Origin of the sequence: Ancylobacter sp. G4_0304 (genome assembly GCF_047501495.1) — a bacterium.
Lineage (GTDB): Bacteria > Pseudomonadota > Alphaproteobacteria > Rhizobiales > Xanthobacteraceae > Ancylobacter.
The window spans coordinates 86,472-108,588 of sequence record NZ_JAZDRM010000014.1 but is presented as its reverse complement, the minus strand read 5'-3'; the positions used below and the strand labels follow the sequence as shown (position 1 = coordinate 108,588).

The 22,117-nt window shown below is 63.1% G+C and carries 16 protein-coding genes; 12 read left to right on the top strand and 4 right to left on the bottom strand.

Translation table 11 applies throughout. The features are described 5' to 3' along the window. The first annotated feature begins 15 nt into the window (after nt 1-15). From eutB to VRZ77_RS10255, 10 genes are all read left to right on the top strand, one after another. The gene (eutB, locus tag VRZ77_RS10300) at nt 16-1,032 is read left to right on the top strand and encodes a hydroxyectoine utilization dehydratase EutB (RefSeq protein ID WP_414592556.1); all 1,017 of its coding nucleotides are present in this window, start codon (nt 16-18) and stop codon (nt 1,030-1,032) included. After that, on the top strand, nt 1,029-2,042 hold the full coding sequence (gene eutC, locus VRZ77_RS10295; RefSeq protein ID WP_414592555.1) for an ectoine utilization protein EutC: 1,014 nt from the start codon (nt 1,029-1,031) through the stop codon (nt 2,040-2,042). The genes eutB and eutC overlap by 4 nt, the downstream gene beginning before the upstream one ends. Next, on the top strand, nt 2,039-3,217 hold the full coding sequence (doeA, locus tag VRZ77_RS10290) for an ectoine hydrolase DoeA (RefSeq protein WP_414592554.1): 1,179 nt from the start codon (nt 2,039-2,041) through the stop codon (nt 3,215-3,217). Before eutC ends, doeA begins: the two co-directional genes overlap by 4 nt. A 5-nt stretch (nt 3,218-3,222) precedes the next feature. Then, on the top strand, nt 3,223-4,236 hold the full coding sequence (gene doeB, locus VRZ77_RS10285; protein ID WP_414592553.1) for a N(2)-acetyl-L-2,4-diaminobutanoate deacetylase DoeB: 1,014 nt from the start codon (nt 3,223-3,225) through the stop codon (nt 4,234-4,236). A 100-nt stretch (nt 4,237-4,336) separates the two neighbouring features. Further along, nucleotides 4,337-5,188 carry an ectoine/hydroxyectoine ABC transporter substrate-binding protein EhuB gene (ehuB, locus tag VRZ77_RS10280; RefSeq protein ID WP_414592552.1) on the top strand — a complete coding sequence of 284 codons (852 nt, stop codon included), beginning with the start codon at nt 4,337-4,339 and terminating at the stop codon, nt 5,186-5,188. 93 nt (nt 5,189-5,281) lie between these two features. Beyond that, entirely contained in the window at nt 5,282-5,947 is a 666-nt protein-coding gene (ehuC, locus tag VRZ77_RS10275) for an ectoine/hydroxyectoine ABC transporter permease subunit EhuC (RefSeq protein WP_414592551.1), read from the top strand. Between the two features lie 10 nt (nt 5,948-5,957). Then, nucleotides 5,958-6,650: an ectoine/hydroxyectoine ABC transporter permease subunit EhuD gene (gene ehuD, locus VRZ77_RS10270; RefSeq protein WP_414592550.1), complete on the top strand. Its 693-nt coding sequence runs from the start codon at nt 5,958-5,960 to the stop codon at nt 6,648-6,650. Beyond that, nucleotides 6,647-7,426, top strand: a complete 780-nt coding sequence (ehuA, locus tag VRZ77_RS10265; RefSeq protein WP_414592549.1) for an ectoine/hydroxyectoine ABC transporter ATP-binding protein EhuA — start codon at nt 6,647-6,649, stop codon at nt 7,424-7,426. The genes ehuD and ehuA overlap by 4 nt, the downstream gene beginning before the upstream one ends. Before the next feature lie 148 nt (nt 7,427-7,574). Next, nucleotides 7,575-9,092, top strand: coding sequence for an NAD-dependent succinate-semialdehyde dehydrogenase (locus VRZ77_RS10260; protein WP_414592548.1), 1,518 nt, complete (start codon nt 7,575-7,577; stop codon nt 9,090-9,092). Nucleotides 9,093-9,142: 50 nt separating this feature from the next. Beyond that, on the top strand, nt 9,143-10,534 hold the full coding sequence (locus VRZ77_RS10255; protein WP_414592547.1) for an aspartate aminotransferase family protein: 1,392 nt from the start codon (nt 9,143-9,145) through the stop codon (nt 10,532-10,534). 331 nt (nt 10,535-10,865) lie between these two features. Here the strand turns inward: VRZ77_RS10255 and VRZ77_RS10250 are convergent, their stop codons facing one another. The 3 genes from VRZ77_RS10250 to VRZ77_RS10240 all read right to left on the bottom strand — a co-directional run bounded on the left by VRZ77_RS10250 (nt 10,866) and on the right by VRZ77_RS10240 (nt 16,449). Continuing rightward, the gene (locus tag VRZ77_RS10250) at nt 10,866-13,841 is read right to left on the bottom strand and encodes a Tn3 family transposase (RefSeq protein WP_414592546.1); all 2,976 of its coding nucleotides are present in this window, start codon (nt 13,839-13,841) and stop codon (nt 10,866-10,868) included. A gap of 654 nt (nt 13,842-14,495) precedes the next feature. After that, nucleotides 14,496-15,725, bottom strand: a complete 1,230-nt coding sequence (locus tag VRZ77_RS10245; RefSeq protein WP_414592545.1) for an ATP-binding protein — start codon at nt 15,723-15,725, stop codon at nt 14,496-14,498. Nucleotide 15,726: 1 nt separating this feature from the next. Then, nucleotides 15,727-16,449 (bottom strand): response regulator, encoded by a 723-nt coding sequence (locus tag VRZ77_RS10240; protein WP_414592544.1) that lies wholly within the window; start codon nt 16,447-16,449, stop codon nt 15,727-15,729. Between the two features lie 230 nt (nt 16,450-16,679). Here VRZ77_RS10240 and VRZ77_RS10235 point away from each other — a divergent pair, with 230 nt between their 5' ends. Both VRZ77_RS10235 and VRZ77_RS10230 read left to right on the top strand, forming a co-directional pair. Then, complete coding sequence (locus tag VRZ77_RS10235) at nt 16,680-17,162, top strand: hypothetical protein (RefSeq protein ID WP_414592543.1); 483 nt, start codon at nt 16,680-16,682, stop codon at nt 17,160-17,162. A 209-nt stretch (nt 17,163-17,371) separates the two neighbouring features. Further along, nucleotides 17,372-19,963, top strand: a complete 2,592-nt coding sequence (locus VRZ77_RS10230) for a glycosyltransferase family 39 protein (RefSeq protein WP_414592542.1) — start codon at nt 17,372-17,374, stop codon at nt 19,961-19,963. A gap of 533 nt (nt 19,964-20,496) precedes the next feature. On the opposite strand, the gene VRZ77_RS10225 is transcribed toward VRZ77_RS10230, so the two are convergent. After that, complete coding sequence (locus tag VRZ77_RS10225; protein WP_414592541.1) at nt 20,497-22,005, bottom strand: sugar ABC transporter ATP-binding protein; 1,509 nt, start codon at nt 22,003-22,005, stop codon at nt 20,497-20,499. Nucleotides 22,006-22,117: the final 112 nt, after the last annotated feature.

Genomic DNA, 22,117 nt, shown 5'->3' with positions numbered 1-22,117 from the left:
AGGGAGCAATGAGACATGGCGCATCTCGCCGACATCGGTTCATTCAGTCCAACCGCCAGCACGCTCCCGGTCACCCTGGCTGAGATCGAGGCGGCCGCTGCGCGGATCCGTGGGCATGTCGCGCGCCCCCCGCTCATCGCCCCACTCGCGCTGACGCGGCGCTGCGGCCAGCCGATCCATCTCAAGCTTGAAACACGTCAGCCGGTCGGCGCCTTCAAGCTGCGCGGCGCGGTGAATGCTCTGCTGGCTCTCGACACGGATGCCCGCCGGCGCGGCCTCATCACCGCCTCGACCGGCAATCATGGACGGGCGGTGGCCTATGCGGCGCGCGAGGCCGGCATTCCGGCGGTGGTCTGCATGTCCGCGCTGGTGCCCTCCAACAAGGTCGAGGCGGTGCGTGCGCTCGGCGCTGAGGTCGTCATCGTCGGCCGCTCGCAGGACGACGCCCAGGCCGAGGTGGAGCGCCTCGTCGCCGAGCGCGGGCTGACGCCGATCCCGCCATTTGACCATCCCGATGTGATCGCCGGACAGGGCACGATCGGGCTGGAACTGGTCGAGGACCTGCCAAATCTCGCGCTGGTGCTGGTGCCGTTGTCCGGCGGCGGGCTGGCCGGCGGCATTGCCGTGGCGGTCAGGGCGCTGCGCCCTTCGGTTCGCATCGTTGGAATTTCGATGGAGCGCGGGGCCGCTATGGCAGCGTCGATCGCCGCCGGCCACCCGGTCGACGTCGAGGAAGAAGATACGCTCGCGGACTCGCTGGGCGGCGGCATCGGCCTCGCCAACCGTTTCACCTTCGCGCTGTGCCGCGACCTCCTCGACGACATCGTGCTGCTCACCGAGGACGAGATCGCCGCCGGCATTCGCCACGCCGACCGTGAAGAGGGCGAAGTCGTCGAGGGTGCCGGGGCGGTCGGCATTGCCGCGCTGCTCTGCGGCAAGGTCCAGCCGCAGGGACCGACCGCGGTCGTGATTTCGGGCGGCAACATCGACGCCGGCGCGCATCGGCGCATCGTGAATGGAGCTGCCGCATGAGCCGGATGCTGGTTCTGACCGAGGCCGACCTGCGCCGCATCGTCCAGCTGGACGACAGCGCCGTCGCGTGCGTCGAGGAGGCGTTCGAGGCATTGGCAATGAGGGCCGTCGCGATGCCGCCGATCCTGCGCCTCGACATCCCGGAACATCGCGGCGAGGTCGACGTGAAGACAGCCTATGTCCCGGGGCTGGCCGGCTTCGCGATCAAGGCAAGTCCGGGCTTCTTCAACAATCCGGCGCTTGGCCTGCCGAGCCTCAACGGGCTGATGATCCTGTTCAGCGCGACCACCGGCCTGGTCGAGGCGCTTCTGCTCGACAATGGCTATCTCACGGATGTCCGGACCGCAGCGGCCGGCGCCGTTGCCGCGCGCCACCTCTCCCGTAGCGATGCCTCCGTGGCGGCCATATTCGGCGCGGGCGCGCAGGCGAAGCTGCAACTGCAGGCGCTCACTCTGGTGCGGCCGATCCGCGAGGCGCGCATATGGGCGCGCGATCCCGATAAGGCCGCAATTGCTGCAAGCGAGCTTTCGCTGAGCCTCGGTATGCCGGTCACCGCCGTACAGGACCCCCGCACAGCGGTGCGCGGCGCCGATATCATCGTCACCACGACGCCCGCCGAGCACCCCATCCTGCTGGCGGAGTGGCTGGAGCCCGGCCAGCACATCACCGCCATGGGTTCGGATAGCGAGCACAAGAACGAGATCGACCCGGCGCTTTTCGCGAAAGCGACCTATGTCGCGGACCGGCTGACGCAGACCCGGCGGCTGGGCGAACTCAACCACGCAATCCGTGCCGGCCTCGTTGCCGCAGACGCGAGTTTCGCCGAGCTGGGCGAGGTGATCGCCGGAAAGGCGCCGGGCCGGACCCGCGCCGATGAGATCACCTTCGCCGACCTGACCGGCACCGGAGTGCAGGACACCGCCATCGCCAATCTCGCCCTTGCGCGCGCCCTCAAGGCCGCAGCTGGCCGCGCGATCGACACCAAAGCCCAAGCCGGAGACGTCCCGTGACCGCGACCCTGAATTTCTCGCTCGAGGAATATGCCGAACGCCTCGCCAAGACCCGCACGGCGATGGAAAAGGCTGGCATCGAACTCCTCATCGTCACCGATCCCTCCAACATGCACTGGCTGACCGGCTATGATGGCTGGTCGTTCTATGTGCACCAGTGCGTGCTGGTGCCGCCGACCGGGGAGCCGATCTGGTACGGGCGCAAGCAGGACGCCAATGGCGCGCGGCGCACGGCCTATCTCGCCAACGACAACATCATCGGCTACCCCGACCACTACGTTCAGTCGACCGAACGCCATCCGATGGATCTGCTGTCGCAGATCATCACCGGGCATGGCTGGGACAGGCTCTCCATCGCGGTGGAGATGGACAATTACTACTTCTCCGCCGCCGCCTTCGCCTCATTGCAGAGCCACCTTCCCAATGCCCGCTTCAAGGATGCCGCCGGGCTGGTGAACTGGCAGCGCGCGATCAAGAGCCCGACCGAGCTCGACTACATGAAGAAGGCCGGCCGCATCGTCGAACTGATGCACAAGCGCATCGTCGACGTGATCGAGCCGGGCATGCGCAAATGCGATCTCGTCGCAGAAATCTACGATGCCGGCATTCGCGGCACGGCCGAATTCGGCGGCGACTATCCGGCCATCGTGCCGCTGCTGCCGTCGGGGGCCGATGCCTCGGCGCCGCACCTCACCTGGGACGACCGGCCGTTGCGGTCCGGCGAGGGAACGTTTTTTGAGATCGCCGGCGCCTATAAGCGCTACCACTGCCCGCTCTCGCGCACCGTCTTTCTCGGCGAGCCGACACAGGCCTTTCTCGATGCCGAAAAGGCGACGCTCGAAGGCATGGAAGCCGGGCTTGCCGCCGCAAAGCCCGGCAACACCTGCGAGGACATCGCCAACGCCTTCTTCGCGGTGCTGAAGAGCTACGGCATCATCAAGGACAACCGCACCGGCTATCCGATCGGCCTCAGCTATCCCCCCGACTGGGGCGAGCGGACCATGAGCCTGCGCCCCGGCGACCGGACCGAGCTCAAGCCCGGCATGACGTTCCATTTCATGACCGGCCTCTGGCTCGAGGATATGGGCATCGAAATCACCGAGAGCATCGTCATCACGCAAACCGGCGTCGAATGCCTGTCACAGGTGCCGCGCCAGCTGTTCGTGAAGCGGTGAGCGCGATGCTGGTCCCCTCGCCTCGCCCTTCGCCGGTGACGCCCACGCTCGACCTTGACGCACGCGGCGTCCAGCACGGCCATCTGCGCCTGCCCCATAGCCGCGACGACAGCGCCTGGGGTTCGGTGATGATCCCGATCTGCGTCATCGCCAATGGCGACGGACCGACGGCGCTGCTGACGGGCGGCAACCATGGCGATGAATATGAGGGTCCGGCCGCGCTGTTCGAGCTGGCGCGCACGCTCGCGCCGGAAGCCGTCAGCGGCCGCGTCATCATCATTCCGGCGCTGAACTATCCGGCCTTCCGCGCCGGCACGCGCACCTCGCCGATCGACCGGGGAAATCTCAACCGGAGCTTCCCGGGGCGTCCGGACGGCACGGTGACGGAGAAGATAGCCGACTATGTGACCCGGCATCTGGTGCCGCTCGCCGATGTCGTGCTCGACTTCCATTCGGGCGGCAAGACGCTGGACTTCCTGCCCTACGCCGCTGCCCATGAGCTGCCGGACAAGGACCAGGAAGCCCGCTGCTTCGCGGCTGTCGCGGCCTTTTCGGCTCCTTATTCGATGAAGATGCTGGAGATCGATGCGGTCGGCATGCTCGACACCACCGTCGAGGAGTTGGGCAAGGTGTTCATCACCACCGAGCTCGGCGGCGCCGGCACGGCGAGCGCCCACAGCATCGGCATCGCACGACGCGGTGCGACCAATGTGCTGAAACATGCCGGCATCCTCAAATGCGAGCCGGAACGTCAGGCGACGCGCTGGCTCGACATGCCGTCGTCCGACTGCTTCGCCTTCGCGCAGGATGACGGCCTGATCGCCTTCCAGATCGATCTCGGCCAGCCGGTGCGCGCCGGCGACGTCATCGCGCGTGTCTATCCCATCGGCCGCACCGGCGGCGCGCCCGCCGAGTACCGTGCCGCGCTCGACGGCATGCTTGCCGCCCGCCATGTGCCCGGCCTGATCAAGGCTGGCGACTGCCTCGCAGTTCTCGCCGTGGTGAAGGAGAGGCTCTGACGATTTCGGCCGGTCAAACGGCCCAAGACTGCCGCCGGTGCATGGCACCGAGATCCGAACAATCGGCATGCGGAGATCATCAACCAGAGGAGAATAGCAGATGCCGTTTCTGAAGATCGTCGGGCTTTCCGCCCTCGCCTTCGCCGCGGGCCTCTCGGCCGCAGGCGCCACCACGCTGAAGGATGTGAAGGACCAGGGCTACATTCGCGCCGCGACCGCCAATGAAGTGCCCTATTCCTACATGAAGGATGACGGCACCTCGGCCGGCATCGGCCCCGATGTCGCCAATGCGGTGCTCAAGAAGATGGGCATCACCGAGGTCAACTGGACGGTGACCCCGTTCGGCACGCTGATCCCCGGACTCAAGGCCAAGCGCTTCGACTTCGTCGCCGCCGAGCAGAACATTTCCCCGGAGCGCTGCAAGCAGGTCGCGTTCACCGAGCCGAACTCGTCCTATGGCGAGGGGCTGCTGGTAAAGACGGGCAACCCGAAGAAACTCACCACCTATGCCGACATCGCCAAGGACCCCTCGCTCAAGGTCGCCGTGGTCTCCGGCGCCAACAACATCGACTTCCTGCGGGCGGTCGGCGTGAAGGACGACCAGGTGATCTTCATCACCGCCAATGCCGATGCACTCGCCACCGTGCAGAGCCGCGCGGATGCCTATGCCGCCACCGAGCTCACCGTCGCTTCGCTCGCCAAGGGCCAGGCCAATGTCGAGCAGGTGAAACCCTTTACCGACCCCGTCGTTGCCGGCAAGCCGGTGCGCAATTTCGGCGGCTTCGCCTTCCGGCCGGAGGACAAGGAACTGTACGCCGCCTTCAATGCCGCGCTCGTCGAGTTCCGCAAGACCGATGACTACAAGAAGATCCTGGCGGGCTACGGCCTCTCGGATGAGAGCATCAAGGCCGCCGCGGATCGCCACGTCGCCGACCTCTGCGCCGGCAAGTGAACCCATGACGCGTTGGCCTTCCGCCTGCAGGATGCCGGCGGAAGGCTGCGCGGCTGGCAACCGTTTGAAGCGCGGCACGTCAGGAGTTGACCGATGGAGTGGATGAACTATCTGCCCTCGCTGGCGCGCGGTGCACTGGTGACGGCACAGATAACGCTCCCCGCGATCGCGATCGGCGCGGCGCTGGCGTTCATAGCGGGGATCGCGCGGGTCGAAGGCGGCCGCATCCTGTCGGTGGTCGCGCTCTGCTACACCGAGGTGTTTCGCGGCACCTCGCTGCTGGTGCAGCTGTTCTGGTTCTATTACGCACTGCCGCTGGTCGGCGTCACCTTCGAGCCGGTGGCGACCGGTATCCTCGTGCTCGCTTTGCACGCGGGCGCCTATGGCTCGGAGATCGTGCGCGGCGCGCTCTCCTCCGTCTCGGTGCAGCAATATGAGGCGGCACGCGCCCTCAATTTCGGGCGAATGCAGACGCTGATCCACATCAAGCTGCCGCAGGCGCTGGTCGAGATGATGCCGGCCTTCGGCAATCTCGCCATCGAGACGCTCAAGCTGTCCTCGCTGGTGTCGCTGATCTCGATCGCCGACCTGACCTTCCGCGCCCAGTCGGCCCGCAACCTGACCCTCGACAGCACCACGATCTACACGCTGACGCTGGTCGGTTATTTCGCGATGTCGCTGGTGCTGATGCTGGTGATGCGCCTGATCGAGCGGCTGGTGCGCCGTGGTCCGGCGTTCCCCCGCGCGGCTCACTCGTGAGGGCGGCGGCATGATGTACGGCTTTGAATGGGATACCTCGACGCCGCTGATTTTCGCGTGGTCGATCCTGCCCATCATCCTGATCGGCCTCACGGTGACCCTGCAGGCGGCGGCCGCCGGCTTTGCCATTGCGCTCGTGCTCGGCCTGGTCTTCGCCTTGATGCGGCGGAGCCGTTTCAAGCTGGTGTCATGGACCACGGCGGTGGTCGTCGAATTCCTGCGCGACACGCCGCTGCTGGTGCAGCTGTTCTTCCTCTATTACGTGCTGCCGGAATATGGGCTGACGCTGCCGGCTTTTCTGACCGGCGCGCTCGCGATCGGGCTGCAGTATTCGGCCTACACCTCCGAGGTTTATCGCGGCGGTATCGAGGCCGTGCCGCGCGGGCAGTGGGAAGCGGCGACAGCGCTCAATCTCACGCGCCGGGAAATCTATCGCGACATCGTCGTCCCGCAGATCGTGCCGCGCATCCTGCCGACGATGGGCAACTACCTCGTCGCCGTGATCAAGGAAACGCCCGTGCTGTCGGTCGTCACCGTGCTGGAGATGATGGGCCTCGCCAACATGATCGGCGAGCGCACCTTCGACTATCTGGTGCCGCTGACGCTGGTGGGCGCGATCTTCCTCATCCTGACACTCATCTGTTCGGCCGGGCTTCACTGGCTGCAGAAGGTACTTCCGAAGGCAGGGATCCCGCTGCGATGACCGAAGCCACCAAGCCTCCGCTGATCGAATTCACCGACGTGAAGAAGCGTTTCGGCGCGCTCACCGTTCTCGACGACTTCAACTTCAAGGTCGCGCCGGGCGAGAAGGTGACGCTGATCGGCCCGTCCGGCTCCGGCAAGTCGACCGTGCTGCGCATCCTGATGACGCTCGAACCGTTCCAGGAGGGGCGGCTGACGCTTGCTGGCATGTCGTATCACGAGCCGAACGGCACCGGCCCGTTCAAGGCATCGGACCGCCATCTGCGGCAGATCCGCAGCCATGTCGGCATGGTGTTCCAGAGCTTCAACCTGTTCCCCCACATGACGGTGATGCGCAACGTCGTGGAGGCGCCGTTGCGGGTGCTCGGCCTGCCGCGCGGCGAGGCGGAATGCCGTGCCATCGACCTGCTGGCGATGGTCGGTCTCGCGGACAAAAAGGACCAATACCCCAGCCAGCTCTCCGGCGGCCAGCAGCAGCGCGTCGCCATCGCCCGCGCCCTTGCGATGCGGCCCCGCGTGCTGCTGTTCGACGAGCCGACCTCCGCGCTCGACCCGCAGCTGGTCGGCGAGGTTCTCGCCGTCATCGGTGATCTCGCGCATGAGCATGACCTGACCATGCTGCTGGTGACCCATGAGATGCGCTTCGCGCGCGAGGTTTCCGACCGCGTCTGCTTCTTCGACAAGGGCCGCATCTGCGAGCAGGGCAGCCCCGAGCAACTGTTCAGCGCGCCCGAGCAGCCGCGCACGCGCGAATTCCTCGCCTCTGTGCTGAGGTAGCCATGCCCGGTCCGCCGGTGAAAACCGGGACCGATAATCTCTCGGCGCGGCGGCGAATTTACGAGACCTCCTCGGTGCGCAGCCGGGTGTTCGGAAGCCCTCTCGCCCGCAAGCCTCTTAGGCTTGTCGCGTTGAGACAGGAGCTGCCATGACTGCGAGAGCCCGCACCGCCAGCCTCGTCCCGGAGCACGGCACCGCCAATTCTCATCCGGCCCTGTCACGGCTGTCGGATCGTGGCCTGCTTAAGCACGCATCCTATATCGGCGGGCGCTGGACAACCGCCCATGACGGCCGCACCTTCGATGTGACCGATCCGGCCGACGGCTCGCTGGTGGCGAGTGTCGCAGCCCTCGGTGCCCCCGAGGCCGAGCAGGCGATCGATGCCGCGCACCGCGCATTTGCAGGCTGGAGCGCCATGCTGCCGGAGGGTCGTGCCGCCTTGCTGCGTCGCTGGCACGCGCTGGTTCTATCGGCGCGCGAGGATCTCGCTGTGCTGATGACGCTGGAGCAGGGAAAGCCGATCACGGAATCGCGCGGCGAGATCGACTATGCCGCCTCCTTCATCGCCTATTACGCCGAAGAAGCGTTGCGGGTGAACGTCGAGGGCATCACCAGCCATCTTTCCGATGCGCAGATGTCGCTGAGGCGCGTGCCCGTCGGCGTCGCCGCGCTGCTCACGCCCTGGAATTTTCCCTCCGCCATGCTGACGCGCAAGGCAGCGGCGGCGCTGGCGGCAGGCTGCACGGTGGTGTCGCATCCGTCCTCGCTCACGCCGCTATCGGCGCTTGCCCTCGCAGAGCTTGCGGAGCGCGCCGGCTTTCCCAAGGGAGTGTTCAACATCGTCACCGGCGATGCCGCGCCGATCGCCGAGACGTTCTGCGCGGACGTGCGCGTGCGTGCCGTCAGCTTTACCGGCTCCACCGAGATCGGCCGGATCGTCGCCCGCAATGCGATGTCGAGCATGAAGCGTCTGGTCATGGAACTCGGCGGCCACGCGCCGCTGGTCATCTTCGACGATGCGGACATCGACCGCGCGGTGGAGATCGCTCTCGCCGCGAAGTTCGCGACCTCCGGACAGGATTGCCTCGCCGCCAATCGCATCTATGTGCAGCGGCCGATCTATCAGCGCTTCTGCCAGGCGTTTTCCGAGCGCGTCGACAGGCTGCGCGTCGGCCATGGGCTCGACGAGACGGTCGAGATCGGCCCGCTGATGCATGCCGCCGCCCTGCGAAAGGCGCGCGCGCAGATCGACGATGCGCTGGAACGCGGCGCCCGCCGGCTGACGCGCGAACGCGACATACCCGGACCGCTTTTCCTCACCCCCACGGTGCTCGCCGATGTGCCCGACGACGCGCTCATCATGCGGGAAGAGACCTTCGCGCCGGTCGCTGCGCTGTGTCCGTTCGATACCGAGGCGGAAGTCATCTCCCGCGCCAACGACACCGAATATGGGCTCATTGGCTATGTCGTGACGCGCGACGCGGCGCGAGCCGCGCGGATGGCGGAGGCGCTGGACTACGGCATGGTCGCGGTCAATCGCGTCAAGATCACCGGCGCTCCCGTGCCCTTTGGCGGCATGAAGCAGTCCGGCCTCGGCCGGGAAGGCTCGCGCCACGGCCTCGAGGCCTTTACCGACCTTAAGTACGTCTGCCTGGACCTGACCTGAAGGCGCGCCGCCGCCAACCCGTTGGATCCAGACGTTAAAAGGAGATTCCCATGCTCGACCATCCCGCCCGCGCCGACAATGAACTCGACAGCTGGGACCGCGACCATTTCTTCCATCCGTCCACGCACATGGGCCAGCATGCTCGCGGCGAGACGCCGAACCGCATCATCACAGGCGGCGAGGGCGTCTACATTTTCGATCGCGACGGCAAGCGCAGCCTGGACGCGTTCGGCGGTCTGTACTGCGTCAATGTCGGCTATGGCCGCAAGAAGATCACCGACGCGATCGCCGAGCAGGCGGCCAGGCTCTGCTATTATCACGCCTATGCCGGCCACGGCTCGGAGCCCTCGATCGCCCTCGCCCGGATGGTGATCGACCGCGCACCGGCGGGCATGAGCCGGGTGTTCTTCGGCCTGTCGGGATCGGATGCCAACGAGACCAACCTCAAGCTGGTCTGGTACTACAACAACGTTCTTGGCCGGGCGCAAAAGAAGAAGATCATCTCGCGCTGGCGCGGCTATCACGGCTCGGGCGTGATGACCGGCAGCCTCACCGGACTGGCCGCCTTCCATAATCTCTTCGACCTGCCGAAGGCGCCGGTGCTGCATACCGAAGCGCCGTATTATTACCGCCGTGCCGACCGCAGCATGAGCGAGGAGGCGTTTTCGCAGGATTGCGCCGACAGGCTCGAGCAGCTCATCCTAGCCGAGGGGCCGGAGACCATTGCCGCCTTCATCGGTGAGCCGGTGCTTGGAACTGGGGGCATCGTGCCGCCGCCGGCCGGGTACTGGCCCAGGATTCAGGCGGTGCTGAAGAAGTACGACATCCTGCTGATCGCCGACGAGGTCGTCACCGGCTTTGGCCGGCTCGGCAGCATGTTCGGCTCGCAGCATTACGGCATCGAGCCCGATCTCATCACCATCGCCAAGGGCCTGACCTCGGCCTATGCGCCGCTCTCCGGCGTGATCGTGTCGGAAGGATTTTGGCGCGTGCTGGAGCAGGGCTCCGATGAATTCGGCCCGATTGGGCACGGCTGGACCTATTCCTCGCATCCGCTCTGCACTGCCGCCGGTATCGCCAATCTCGAACTCGTCGACGAGCTCGATCTGGTGGCCAACGCGCGCGAGGTCGGGACCTATTTCAAGGCCGCGCTACAGGACGCGGTCGGCGGGCATCGCTTCGTCGGTGACGTGCGCGGCGAGGGGCTGCTGGCGGCGGTGGAACTGGTGCGCGACCGGGACGACCGGGTGTTCTTCGATGCCGGCGAGAAGATCGGGCCGCGCGTTGCGGCGGCTCTGCTGGAGCGCGGCGTCATTGCCCGCGCCATGCCGCTGGGCGACATAATCGGCTTCGCACCGCCGCTTTGCCTGACCAAGGAGGAGGCTGATATCATTATCGATACTACTCGCGAGGCGATCCAGTCAGTTGCTAGCCAGCTATAAAGACCGAATTGACTTAACTCGTGGAGAGCGAGGCCGTTGTCAGCTTTGCCGACACGTTACGCTGCCGTGCCCCTTCGCTGACCCGTGTTGCGTATAGAGAGCGTTCAGTAGAGACGGCGATGTCTTTAGAAAAACAAGGAATAGATGCTAGGTAAGCTCACGCGGTAGAGCTAGGTGGTTTGCGGCTGCCGGCGGACGTTGGCACCGCCAGGGCGGATGCGGCAGGGCATAATTCAACGCCCGCTTTTTGGCCATCGAAGAGAGACGTCTTTTTGGGATCAGAACAAGAGCTGCTCAAAATCGTACGCTAAGGGCGAACGGAGCATGAACATCATGCCGCCCGTCGGATTAGTGCTGGCAGCCTGAGCGACCTGAAGCCTTCGGGCATCTGGTGCTCAGAATCCCAAGGGTAGATGCCTGTGAGGTTGATGTGTTCCCAACTGAGCGGCGAAATATGTTTGAGAAGGTCATCTGGGATAGTCCGACGCGCCATCCGCAGGTGGTTGGCAGCGCGGTCAAGATAGACCGTGTTCCAATGGACGATAGCGCTGACGACGAGATTGAGGCCAGATGCGCGGAATGCCTGGCTCTCGAATGACCGGTCACGGATTTCTCCGCGCTCGTGGAAGAACACCGCGCGTTTGAGCTTGTGCGCTGCCTCGCCCTTATTGAGGCCGGCTTGACACCGCCGGCGCAAGGCCGGGCTCGAATACCATTCGATCATGAACAGTGATCGCTCGATCCGGCCGAGTTCCCGCAGCGCCTTGGCCAACTGGCTTTCCTTTGGAGACGCCGAGAGCTTCTTCAGAACCGTCGAGGGAACGACGGCGCGCGTCGTGATCGACGCTGCCAGATGCAGCAGGTCATCCCAATGATCAAGGATCAACGCGGTGTTGATCGGTGCTCCGATGTGGCTCGTCAGCGCCGGGTAGGCATCGCCCTTCTCGAACGTGTGGAACTTTCGATCTTTGAGGTTGCGCAACCGAGGGGCGAAGCGCTTGCCGATCAAGGCGAACAGCCCGAAGACGTGATCGCTCGCGCCACCAGTGTCAGTAAAATGCTCCTGGATATCCAGGAGCGTATCCTGGTCAAATAGGCCATCGAGCACGTAGGCCGCTTCGCTTTCCGTGGGGCTAATGGGCAGGATGCTGAAATAGCCGTACTGATCCGACAAGTGGCTGTAGAATTTCGATCCCGGTTCGCTGCCATAGTGCAGATTGACATCGCCGCGTTTTGCCGCTCGGTCGCTCGCACGGAAGAACTGTCCGTCGGACGACGCGGTCGTTCCGTTGCCCCACAGGCGGGAATGCGGGTGACCCGTATGGGCGTCGGTGATGCAGGCCTGGGCGGCGCGATAGGTTTCTGATCGGGCATGGAAGGTGCGCATCCAGCCAATCTGATGGGCGCTGATGCCCTTGGATGCGCCGGCCATCCGCTTCGGACCGAGATTGGTTGCATCGGCCAGGATGCCGGCCAGCATGGCAGAGACATTCCGTGGGGTGTCGCCTGTGCGGACATGTGTGAAATGATCGGCAAAGCCCGTCCACTCATGCACTTCCCTGAGGAGATCAGGAACTTCGACCAGCGGATACATCTCGCTGATCTCCGCGTTCAGTTCTTCGGCTGCCGCAGGAACGTCGCCGACGGTCGGCGTCACGATCAGCGTTCCCGCTTCCAGACGAACCCCCTCGAGGTTACGAGCGCGAGCGCGATAAGCCAGGCGCTTCAGATTGAAATCCAGCACCTGCATTACTTCGTTCAGCCAGACGGCGCCGCCACCGCCCACACCAAGGCCAAGCCGATCCTCTTCCTTCATCGTGGTGAACGTAGATCGCGGCATGAGGTGCTCGTCGATCGGGCGGAACGAGCGGCTGCCCTCTACCCATATATCCGCTGAGCGAAGGCGCTCGCGCAATGCGGCGAGCGTGGCTATCTCATAGAGCCGGCGATCAGGCTTCTGCTGCCCAAAGATCAGTTTTCGATCGGTTGGACTGAGATGGCTGGTCGGAACACGCTCGGGCAGTGCACGGCGTCCCTCCGAATGAAGCCTTGGGAGCATGGCAACGGCTGTGAGCAGGGAATCGTGGCGGCGCGCCGAACGGAACGTAAAGGTCGTTAGGAACGCCGTCGCGTATTTGAGGACGCCCTTATACTGCTCGGCCGCCAGCATCAGCGGGGATACCTCATTTTCCTCGACGATTGCTGCAAGCTCCGGTTTCATCCGCAGCAGCCGGTGCCAACCGACCTTCTGGTCGAGTACTTCGAGTGCGTCCTGACCCCGATCGTTGGCCGACTGCAGCGCTGTTATCGTATCGAGGAACATGCGCAGGGCCTTGGAGGTGTCTGTCCGGTGGTCCATATGCCGCCGTTTCTTACGGCTGTTAGCCTGCGAGAACAGCCGCCCGATCAGCTTGATGAACATGGTCACGGCATCGTCGGTCAGCTTCTCACCGAGTTTGATGACCTGCGCGACGATCAGGGCGTGACGACGACTTGCATTGAAGTCGTTGGCCAGCCACGCTGGCGTGGCCTTGCCCTCGCGGACCATTTGGTCCCACCGCCCGGAAGCCACGCGCGCCCGGAAGCCGGGATCAATTCCGAACGTGCGCAGGAAGGCAATCCGTTCAGTGAGTCCAACCAGATTCGAAGCCGCGGGCGCTTCAGGCGCCGACCGCAACCAATGGAAGCGGGTCTGACCGATCGCCGCATCAACCTCGAGCAGCTTGTCGAGCGCCTGCAGTTTCTCTGGTGCCAGACCTTCGATAAGCGCACCCTCGGCGCGGCGGCGAGCTATGGCGCGAGCCGCAAACCCCATTCGCTCGATGATCTCCGCCGCCGGCAACAGTACTCCGCGTTCTCGCAGCGTGGCGACAATGGCGTTTACAATCGAAGCGCCGCTGTCGGACATCGCGGCCGCCTCAATTGCCGATAACAGCCCCGCGCGGCGATCCTGAGATGTCGCGCTTCTGACGCCGAGATAGCTCATCAGGCGCGCAATGTGATCGCGACGTGTCTCTTCCCGCCGGGCATAGGTTGGGAACACAGGGGGATCGGCACCGATCTGGTCGGCGACATATTTCAGCATCGCACGCGGCGGAATTTCGCCGGCCGCCAGCACCCGGCCCGGATGTCTCATAACGCAAAGCTGAACAGCAAAGCCGAGCCTATTATGCTCGCGTCTGCGCAGATCAATCTCGAGGCGATCAGCGGCGGACAATGAATAGTGTCGGATCAGGCTGTCCTCATCAGCCGGAATGTCGAAAAGCTGCCGTCGATCCTGAGCTTTGAGAATCGTGCGCCTGGCCACTGCTCAACTCCGCATACAGCACCAACTACCGCTGAATGTTGCCGAACTGACCGGGTGTGGAAACAGCAGCGATCCTGCTGGCACCGTTATCCACTGGGATCAGACGCACTGCCGCGGAAATCGCGAGACACAACCAAACTCGGTTCACGCTTCGTCCTTAGCGTACGATTTTGCACAGCTCTTGTTCCGACCCCTTTTTAGCGCAGTGCGGCCGTCTGCATTGTCAGCTTCTGACCAATGCCGGCCCTCAACTGCCCTTCAGCGACGTCCGCTTTGCGCCCTCATCTCGGCCGTTGATTTGGTAACGGCCGCGGCCCAAAAGCCGACATTCGCGAGCTGGGGCACGTCGGCACCTTTGCAGCCAGAAGCTGACGTTGACACCCAGCCAAGACGGGACGTTCCTGCACATCTCGCCAATGTACCGCCTGTCAGCAGGTGATATCGGCGTTGTCTAAAATCATCCCAACCTTGATATTAGGGATATCCGGATCGGGACTTCGCTTGAAGGCGACTTTCACGCAGCCAAACGACCTTCTAGAAGAGGGGTAGTTGCCCGTACCGGTGCAAGGACAAACTGCGTGACGCCCTATCCGGCCTCGTGACCCGCCTTTGGCGTCTTTGCAGCGCGATGCCTCATTTGTCTCTCCAGCCGTTTTACCTTCCGGAGCCGCGAGCAACCGTTGCGAGCTCGACTACCTGAACCAGTCCGCCGCCCGGTTGGTTGGCAATCCTGACGTCACCGCCGATCTTTTGGACGATTTCGCGGGAGATTGTCAGGCCAAGCCCGGCACCCGGAATTTTCTGACTGCGTGCCCTGTCAGCGCGGAAGAATGGCTCGAATACCTGGTCCAGTATGTCCGGCGCGACGCCGGGCCCCTGATCGGAAATGGTGACTTGCGCCGTCGCGCCGCACGTTACGGTTACAATCCCACGTACACCGTGGGTCGAGGCATTTATGAAGAGATTGCGCAGCGCACGGCTCAAGGGCAATCGGCCTGCCTTCACATATACCTCGCAGATGCTCACCACTTCGAGGTCAAAGCCCTGTTCCTGCAACTCGGAAGCGACGCTTCGGACTACTTCGTCCAGCCGGATGATCTCCAGCGGGGTCTTCGACGTTTCCTCATGCACCAGCTGGATGGCGCTGTGAGCGATCCCCTGAAGTTCATCAATGTCCTTGAGCCACAAGGCCCGTTCCTCGTCGTCGGCGACGAACTCGGCGCGCAGGCGCATACGTGTGAGTGGAGTTCTGAGGTCGTGGCCGGCGGCGGCAACCAGTCGCATCCGGCTCTCGATTGCCTGTTTCAGGCGGGTGGAAAGCGAGTTGATCGCCGCCGCGGTAGCGCGCACCTCTGCTGGACCCCGCTCGGTGAGGGTGGGAATGATTCCGTCGGGGCTCACAGATGCCACTGCGCTTTCAAGCAGCGCCAGTGGCATGCTCATGCGATTGGCCGCAAACACGGCAATTGATCCAACCCCGACGGTGATGAGCAAAAGCCACAACCACAATTCGGGGTCGGAAGGCGGATCAAAATCCACAATGATCCAGCGCTCAGGGCCGACCCGCAGTGAGACGGTGCTAAACTGCCTGTTGTCGGCCGTTTGGGTCACCAGGACATCAAGCGACTCTCCCAGCCTCTGCGCGGCAGCGCGCATGAGCTCGGCTTGCTCAGGGTCGGGTTCGCCGCCATGAGGATGCGACGACAGAGCCTCGGGCCGTGCCCCGGCGAGGCGCTCCATCGTTACGAGCTGCCTGATGAGCAGATCGGCTTCCATCTCCTTTGGCAGAGCGAAGAAATACATTACCGCGAGCGTGATCAACGCAACTACAGCCACGATCGAGGCTACGAGCAGCAAGGCAAATTTAGCACGAAGCGTTTTCATTTCACTCGTCCAAAGCGCTGACACGGGCGGCGAGCTGATACCCGCCATTGCGAATCGCCTTGAAAATCTGTGCTGCACCATCACCCGACAGCTTGCGCCGCAACCGGCTGACGAGAACATCGATCGACCGATCCAGCACGTCGCCGTCTCGCCGGCCAGTCAGGTCGAGCAATTGTTCACGGGTCAGCACCCGGCCCGGTCGGCCCAAAAATATGACCAAGAGATCGAACTCGGCTCCAGTAAGCGGAACAATCGCTCCATTGGCGTCAGTTACCGTACGAACAGAAGGATCGACGACAAAATCGTCGAACCGGTAGCCTCCCATCCCCTTGGATTTCGGGCGGGAATTTACGCCACGGCGCAGAACAGCGCGGATACGCGCCGCGAGTTCGCGCGGGTTGAAAGGTTTGCCGAGGTAGTCGTCGGCTCCGATTTCAAGCCCGATGATGCGATCAACATCCTCTTGCAGCGCGGTAAGCAGTATGATCGGTATGTTCGATCGCGCCACCCGCAAGTCCCGACACAGGTCCAGCCCGGATCCGTCGGGCAGCATCACGTCAAGAATGATGAGATCGATCTGATGACCCATGATTCTCTCGTGAACTTCTGCACAGCTTGACGCGAGCAGAACGCGGAAACCCTGCTCCCGCATGTAGCGCGCAAGGAGCTTGCGGATTTCGCTGTCGTCATCGGCAACCAGTATCTGATGCGCTTGCGTGCTCATGTGCAGCTATGAATGACCTGTTTCTCGGGCGCGGCGTGGACATGCCGTAGAAAGCAGTGACAGCTTTCCTGTGTCAAATGCTCGTCAAAATTGGCGCCGGACATACTTCGACATCAAAAAAGATCGCGCAGACACATTCGGACATTTAGAGACAGAATTTCATCTACAACGGCCTCTACTGGTAGCTCAGTGCAACACCTCAAGCGCGTTTTACTGCGAGGATCAGCTGGATGCGTAATGTTTCTTATGTAGATACTACATCATTCGGACCTATACGGCGTATCAGTACTCAACATCGCCTTAATCGCCTCGCCCTGCGCGTTTTTTACTTCCATGGCGAACTGTCCACCGATAACGCCCTGATCCCGCCGGACGGCATCAGGACGCGAGTGCTGATCGCAAACGCCGTGGATCGGGGGTTCCGCGTCAGGCCCGGCGATCACCTCACCTTCGTACCGCTCGACCAGCCCGCCGATCTGACGAAACGGGCGTCGGTAACCCAAGCGACCGAGACCGGCAAATTGGCGAGATATGCGACATGCGAGCGCTGCGGCCGCTACCCGGGAATCGCCGACGTCGTCGGCGCCCAGTCCGGCCTGCCTCCCAAATGGGCCGATGACGGCGGCAAGCCGACGCCTGTCGCGCAGGCGACGACGGGCGCTCAACCGCAGCCGATAGCGGCATCGGAGAGCGGGCCCGCTGACGCGCAGTAGCGGCCCACCGGGGCGCTTTTCTAAGCCTCCTACTGCATGCAGGGAAGAAAGGCGCCTGGCTTGCTCCGGCCGGCGCGGCAGCCTTCCCCAGCCTTTGGCGTCGCCAACCCATATCGAGCAATCAAATGTTGCCACTCTCAAAGGTTGAGCCTGTCCAGGATGTGCTGGAGTGGCCCGAACCCTCACGCGCATCACAAGGTACAGCGCTTGTGTCGGTTATCGTACCTACCCTAAACGAAGCGGAGAATATCGACAGCCTGCTGGCTGCCATCCTACGGGAGAGCGGCAGCGGTATCCAGTTCGAGGTACTGATCGCCGATGGCGGTTCTACCGATGGCACCATCGACTGCGCATTGGCGTGGGAAGAAAGAGGGCAGGTACGCCTCGTTCGTGGCGACGGGCGTCGCAGCCTCGCCGGCGACGTCTTGAAGGCCGCGGCCCTCGCGCGGGCGGATGTCGTTGTAGTCATGGATGGCGACCTCAGTCACCCGCCAGATCGGTTGTGCGCGCTGGTGCGGCCGGTACTCGACGGGTCGAGCGATATGGTTCTCGGCAGTCGGTTCGTGTCAGGCGGTGCAACATCAGGGTGGCCCCTGTGGCGCAAGATGCTTTCGCGTCTAGGCGCAGCGCTTGCCCGGCCCCTAACGGATGTTAGCGATCCCATGTCCGGATTCTTCGCAGTACGTCGCGAGCGGCTAATGGCGGTCGACCCGCAGGCGGCCGGCTTCAAGATCGGGCTGGAGATCATCGCCGCAGGCGGAGACTCCTTGACGGTCGAAGAAATCCCAATCGTTTTCGCGGACCGCGTGCATGGTAAATCCAAGTTGGGTACTGCAGCGCTGGTGGCCTATCTGCACCGCCTCCTCATTCTCGCCGGCGGTCAGGTATCCGCCGGCAGCCCGGCACGCTTCGCGGCGGTCGGCTTAAGCGGCGTGTTCGTAGATCTTCTGGCGTTTCAGGCGCTCACCCTGTTCGGCACCTCGATGGCCGCGGCTAATCTCGCGAGCTTCTGCAGTGCAATGGTCTGGAATTATTTCTTCAACGCGCATTGGGTGTTCGCGGGAGACAAGTCAACGCTCCCAAAACGGACAGGCGAACTCTACGGACGTTTTTTCCTCATATGCCTTCTTGCGCTCGCCATTCGCGGCGGCATTCTCGCCGCAGGGGTCGATATGCTCGGCATAGCGCCGCAGGCGGCTCTATTGTGCGCCATCGGCACGGCGGCCGTCGTCAGCTATCTCGGCTCGGCTTTCTTCGTATTTCCTGCCACCGATGTGCGGGTTTCCAATGCCGTGCACTGGCGTATCGCGGCGGTGGGCGTAGCGGCATATGCCATCGTGCTGCGCTTGCTTTTTCTTGGCCTGATCGACCTACTGCCGCAGGAAGCCTATTACTGGAACTACGCTCAACATCTCGACATTGGCTATCTCGATCATCCGCCGATGGTGGCATGGCTCATCTGGGCCACGACCGCCTTGTTCGGCGACAATGAATTCGGCGTGCGTTTTTCCGCTTGGCTGTGTTGGTTTGTGACAGCCTGCTTCAGCTTCACCCTCACGCGCCGGATGTTCGGCAGATCGGCGGCCTTTGTCGGCCTTCTGCTCGTGGCCGCTGTGCCCTTCTTCTTCGCCACGGGCTTTCTGATGACGCCCGACGCTCCGCTGACCGCGGCGTGGGCGGGAACGCTCTATTTCCTGGCACGCGCGCTAATCGATGACCGGCGCAGCGCCTGGCTGGGAGTGGGCATTTGTCTCGGGCTGGGCATGCTGTCGAAATACACCATCGTCCTGCTGGTGCCTGCCACAGTCCTGTTCATGCTGAGCGATGCGCGGGCGCGCAGATGGCTCAAGCGACCTCAGCCCTATCTGGCCGCTGGCGTGGCGCTGCTTCTCGTCTCGCCCGTGATCTATTGGAACGTCGAGAACGGGTTAGCGTCCTTCGCCTTCCAGAGCAGCAGGCGCTTCGCGCTCTCCTTCCGCTTTTCACTTCCGACGCTCGTCGCCTACGCTGCGCTATTACTGACCCCGCTAGGCCTGACGCTAATTTCAAGCGCTTTATGGACCCAGTGCCAGCGTAGAGGCACCCGGCGGATGAAAGAAGACGATCGTCACGTTGTACGCTTCGTCATCGTCTTCACGCTTATGCCGCTCATCGTCTTCATCGCCTTCAGCCTCATTCGCGAGGTGAAGCTCAATTGGATTGGCCCGCTATGGCTGGCCGCACTTCCAGCGGCATCAGTGGCGATGCTCGACATCGCGTGGCGAACCTCTGCTGTCGACAACGCCATTCGCCGCCTGTGGACCTCGACCATCTCAGTGACGCTCGTCGTCTACGGACTCTTGCTGAACCACTTGGTGATGGGAATGCCGGGTTTCGGCTATTTGTTGAGCTTGCCGGCGATGCCGGTGGCGTGGAGTGAATTCGGCCGTGAAGCTGCCGATCTGGCGCGAGAGGTCCAGCAGGAGACCGGTCAGGAGCCTCTATTAATTGGGTTGGACACTTATAACGTGGCCAGCGCCCTCGCTTTTTACGCCATGGGGGACACAGACAAGGCGGGGAACTCGGTCGGGCGCGGCATACTCGGGATGCCTAGCCTAATGTATGGCTACTGGTATCGTCCAGAGCCGCTACACGGACGGCCCGCCATCGTGTTCGCCATGAAGCAAAATCAAATCGAGAACTACGCCGCCGATCGATATTTTTCAGTGGTGAGCGCGTCACGCGTGAAGTCTATAGTCAAGGACGGTATGCCAGCCGGCCGGTTCTACTACAGGGTCGGTTACGAGTATCGCGGAAACTGACCCAGGATTTGCTGAAAGCGCCGAGGGCGAAGCCAACTTTGCGGACCAAGGTCGATCCGGCCCCCGATGTCCAGCACCGGAGAGATCGCAAAGTCCAGTCGTTCATGCTGCTGGCAGACAACCCGCCTCCGTCGCCCCCGACCGAATAATCGTAAGCGTTGTTTTCTTTGCACATTGACCAAGCGAGATAGGCCGTTCCGAAACTGTGACTTTGAGGTCCGCTTCGCGCCCTCATCTCGGCCGTAGAGATCGGATTAGCGATTACCTGAAAGCAGACGTTGCCGTTTACCGCTCCGGAGGCGCTACCCCAGGTCCGCCGTTAAACGAACGCGTAGCGTCCTGGCGCTAGTATTTCATGGGGTTTATGGCGCTGCGGCCGCACCTCATCAGCGCGGCGTAAGGCTCTGATGAGTGATCCATCGCCTCGCCGTCTAGCGTTGGGCGTGCAGCCGCGAACGCTGTGAGATAGGCGAACCTCCGTGTGCTGTCCGTGCGCTCTCTAAGCTCGTTATTGCAATGATTTGTCGCTCCCGTCATGCGCCTGTGATCAGGCTAAGGACCCGTCCCTTGCTCAACTGGTCGCGGGGCAAGTCGTGCGCTATCCGTCCGTCTCGCCAGATGAGGACGCGATCGCTCATGCCGATGATCTCTGAGACCTCTTGGCTAATGAAAATCACGCCGGAGCCGCCTCTCGCGAGCTCGCTCAACAGCCCGTATATTTCCGCCCTCGCCCGGATATCGACGCCTCGGGTCGGCTCGCTGAAGATGAGGATGCGCGAGCCGGCGCTCAAAGCCCTAGCGATCATCACCTTCTGCTGGTTGCCGCCGCTCAAATTCCTTACGGGTGTTGTAAGCGACGGCGTCTTGATGCGGAGCTTTTCTTTGTAGATTGATGCGTCTTTGGCCTGCCGCTTCAGCGAAAGGAAACCGTGCGACGCATAGCGGCCCAAGGCTGCCAAAGTCGCGTTGTCTGTGACCGACATCGGCATGATAAGCCCCATCGATTTGCGGTCAGCGGGTAGATAGAACAGCCCGGCCTTGATCGCCTGGGACGGCGAATGCGGCACATAGGGTTGCTCGAAAAGTTCGATCGTTCCCGAGGGAGATGCCTCAAGTCCGAGCAGCGCGCGCACGAAGGCCTCGCTGCCAGCCCCGAGCAATCCGGCGAAGGAAATGATCTCGCCGGCCTTCAGGTCGAAGCTAACATCGGTGAAGGCGCCGCCCGGATCGGAACAGCCGCGAACGCTGAGGAGCGGGGCGCCTGTTTCCACTTCCAGTTTGGGGAACGGCTCCTTGACGTCGGCGCCGATCATCAGCCGGGGGAGTTCGTCAACCGCGATGTCCTGCAAAGCCTGGGTGGTCACCCGCAGGCCGTCCCGCAACACTGTGACCCGATCGCCGATGCGTTTAACATCTTCAAGGTTGTGGGTGATGTAGACGATGCCGACGCCGTCGTTTCTGAGTGCTGTCAGGATTTCGAAAAGTCGCTCAGTCTCCTTGTCCGTCAGTGCCGCTGTCGGCTCGTCGAGGATAAGGACTTTAGCCTTCAGCGCCAGCGCCTTGGCGATCTCCACGATCTGCTGTTCGTGTACGCTAAGGCTGCCCACACGGCGGCGGGGATCGATGCGGAAGCCCATTCGGTCGAGGACTTCCCGGGCGTTGCTCTCGATGGCCTTCCAGTCGACCAAGCCGTTGCGTGTAACCCGCATGCCCAGGTGGATATTCTCCGCCACGGATAGCTGCGGCACCAGCATGAACTCCTGATAGACCGTGCAGATGCCGAGCTCTTTGGCATGGGTCGGCGAGGTTATGCTGACCGGCTCGCCATTGAGGCTGATAGTGCCGTCGTCCATCTGCGCGGCGCCGGAGAGAATTTTGATGAGCGTGGACTTGCCCGCCCCGTTCTCGCCCAGCAAAGCGTGGATTTCCGATGCCTCCAACCGGAAGTCCACCCCCCTGAGCGCATGGACGCCCGGAAAGGACTTCTGAATGCCGACCATCTCAAGTAGGGGAGGCGTGCTGCCCGGTCCCTCGATTGCCATCCCATTCTCCAGAACTTGAGTATGAGCGTGAACTGCCGGTTCCGGGTGGGTAGACCCATCCAGCGCGGCACTGACATTGCTTTGCTCGAGCCCGACACGTCACGCTGGTCCG

Excerpts from the sequence above, each read along its gene's own strand:
- VRZ77_RS10225 (WP_414592541.1), bottom strand. The coding sequence starts at position 22,005 with ATGGCAATCGAGGGACCGGGCAGCACGCCTCCCCTACTTGAGATGGTC.
- ehuD (WP_414592550.1), top strand. The coding sequence starts at position 5,958 with ATGATGTACGGCTTTGAATGGGATACCTCGACGCCGCTGATTTTCGCG.
- ehuA (WP_414592549.1), top strand. The coding sequence starts at position 6,647 with ATGACCGAAGCCACCAAGCCTCCGCTGATCGAATTCACCGACGTGAAG.
- doeB (WP_414592553.1), top strand. The coding sequence starts at position 3,223 with ATGCTGGTCCCCTCGCCTCGCCCTTCGCCGGTGACGCCCACGCTCGAC.
- VRZ77_RS10240 (WP_414592544.1), bottom strand. The coding sequence starts at position 16,449 with ATGAGCACGCAAGCGCATCAGATACTGGTTGCCGATGACGACAGCGAA.
- ehuB (WP_414592552.1), top strand. The coding sequence starts at position 4,337 with ATGCCGTTTCTGAAGATCGTCGGGCTTTCCGCCCTCGCCTTCGCCGCG.
- VRZ77_RS10255 (WP_414592547.1), top strand. The coding sequence starts at position 9,143 with ATGCTCGACCATCCCGCCCGCGCCGACAATGAACTCGACAGCTGGGAC.
- VRZ77_RS10260 (WP_414592548.1), top strand. The coding sequence starts at position 7,575 with ATGACTGCGAGAGCCCGCACCGCCAGCCTCGTCCCGGAGCACGGCACC.
- eutB (WP_414592556.1), top strand. The coding sequence starts at position 16 with ATGGCGCATCTCGCCGACATCGGTTCATTCAGTCCAACCGCCAGCACG.
- eutC (WP_414592555.1), top strand. The coding sequence starts at position 1,029 with ATGAGCCGGATGCTGGTTCTGACCGAGGCCGACCTGCGCCGCATCGTC.
- VRZ77_RS10235 (WP_414592543.1), top strand. The coding sequence starts at position 16,680 with ATGCGTAATGTTTCTTATGTAGATACTACATCATTCGGACCTATACGG.
- VRZ77_RS10245 (WP_414592545.1), bottom strand. The coding sequence starts at position 15,725 with ATGAAAACGCTTCGTGCTAAATTTGCCTTGCTGCTCGTAGCCTCGATC.
- ehuC (WP_414592551.1), top strand. The coding sequence starts at position 5,282 with ATGGAGTGGATGAACTATCTGCCCTCGCTGGCGCGCGGTGCACTGGTG.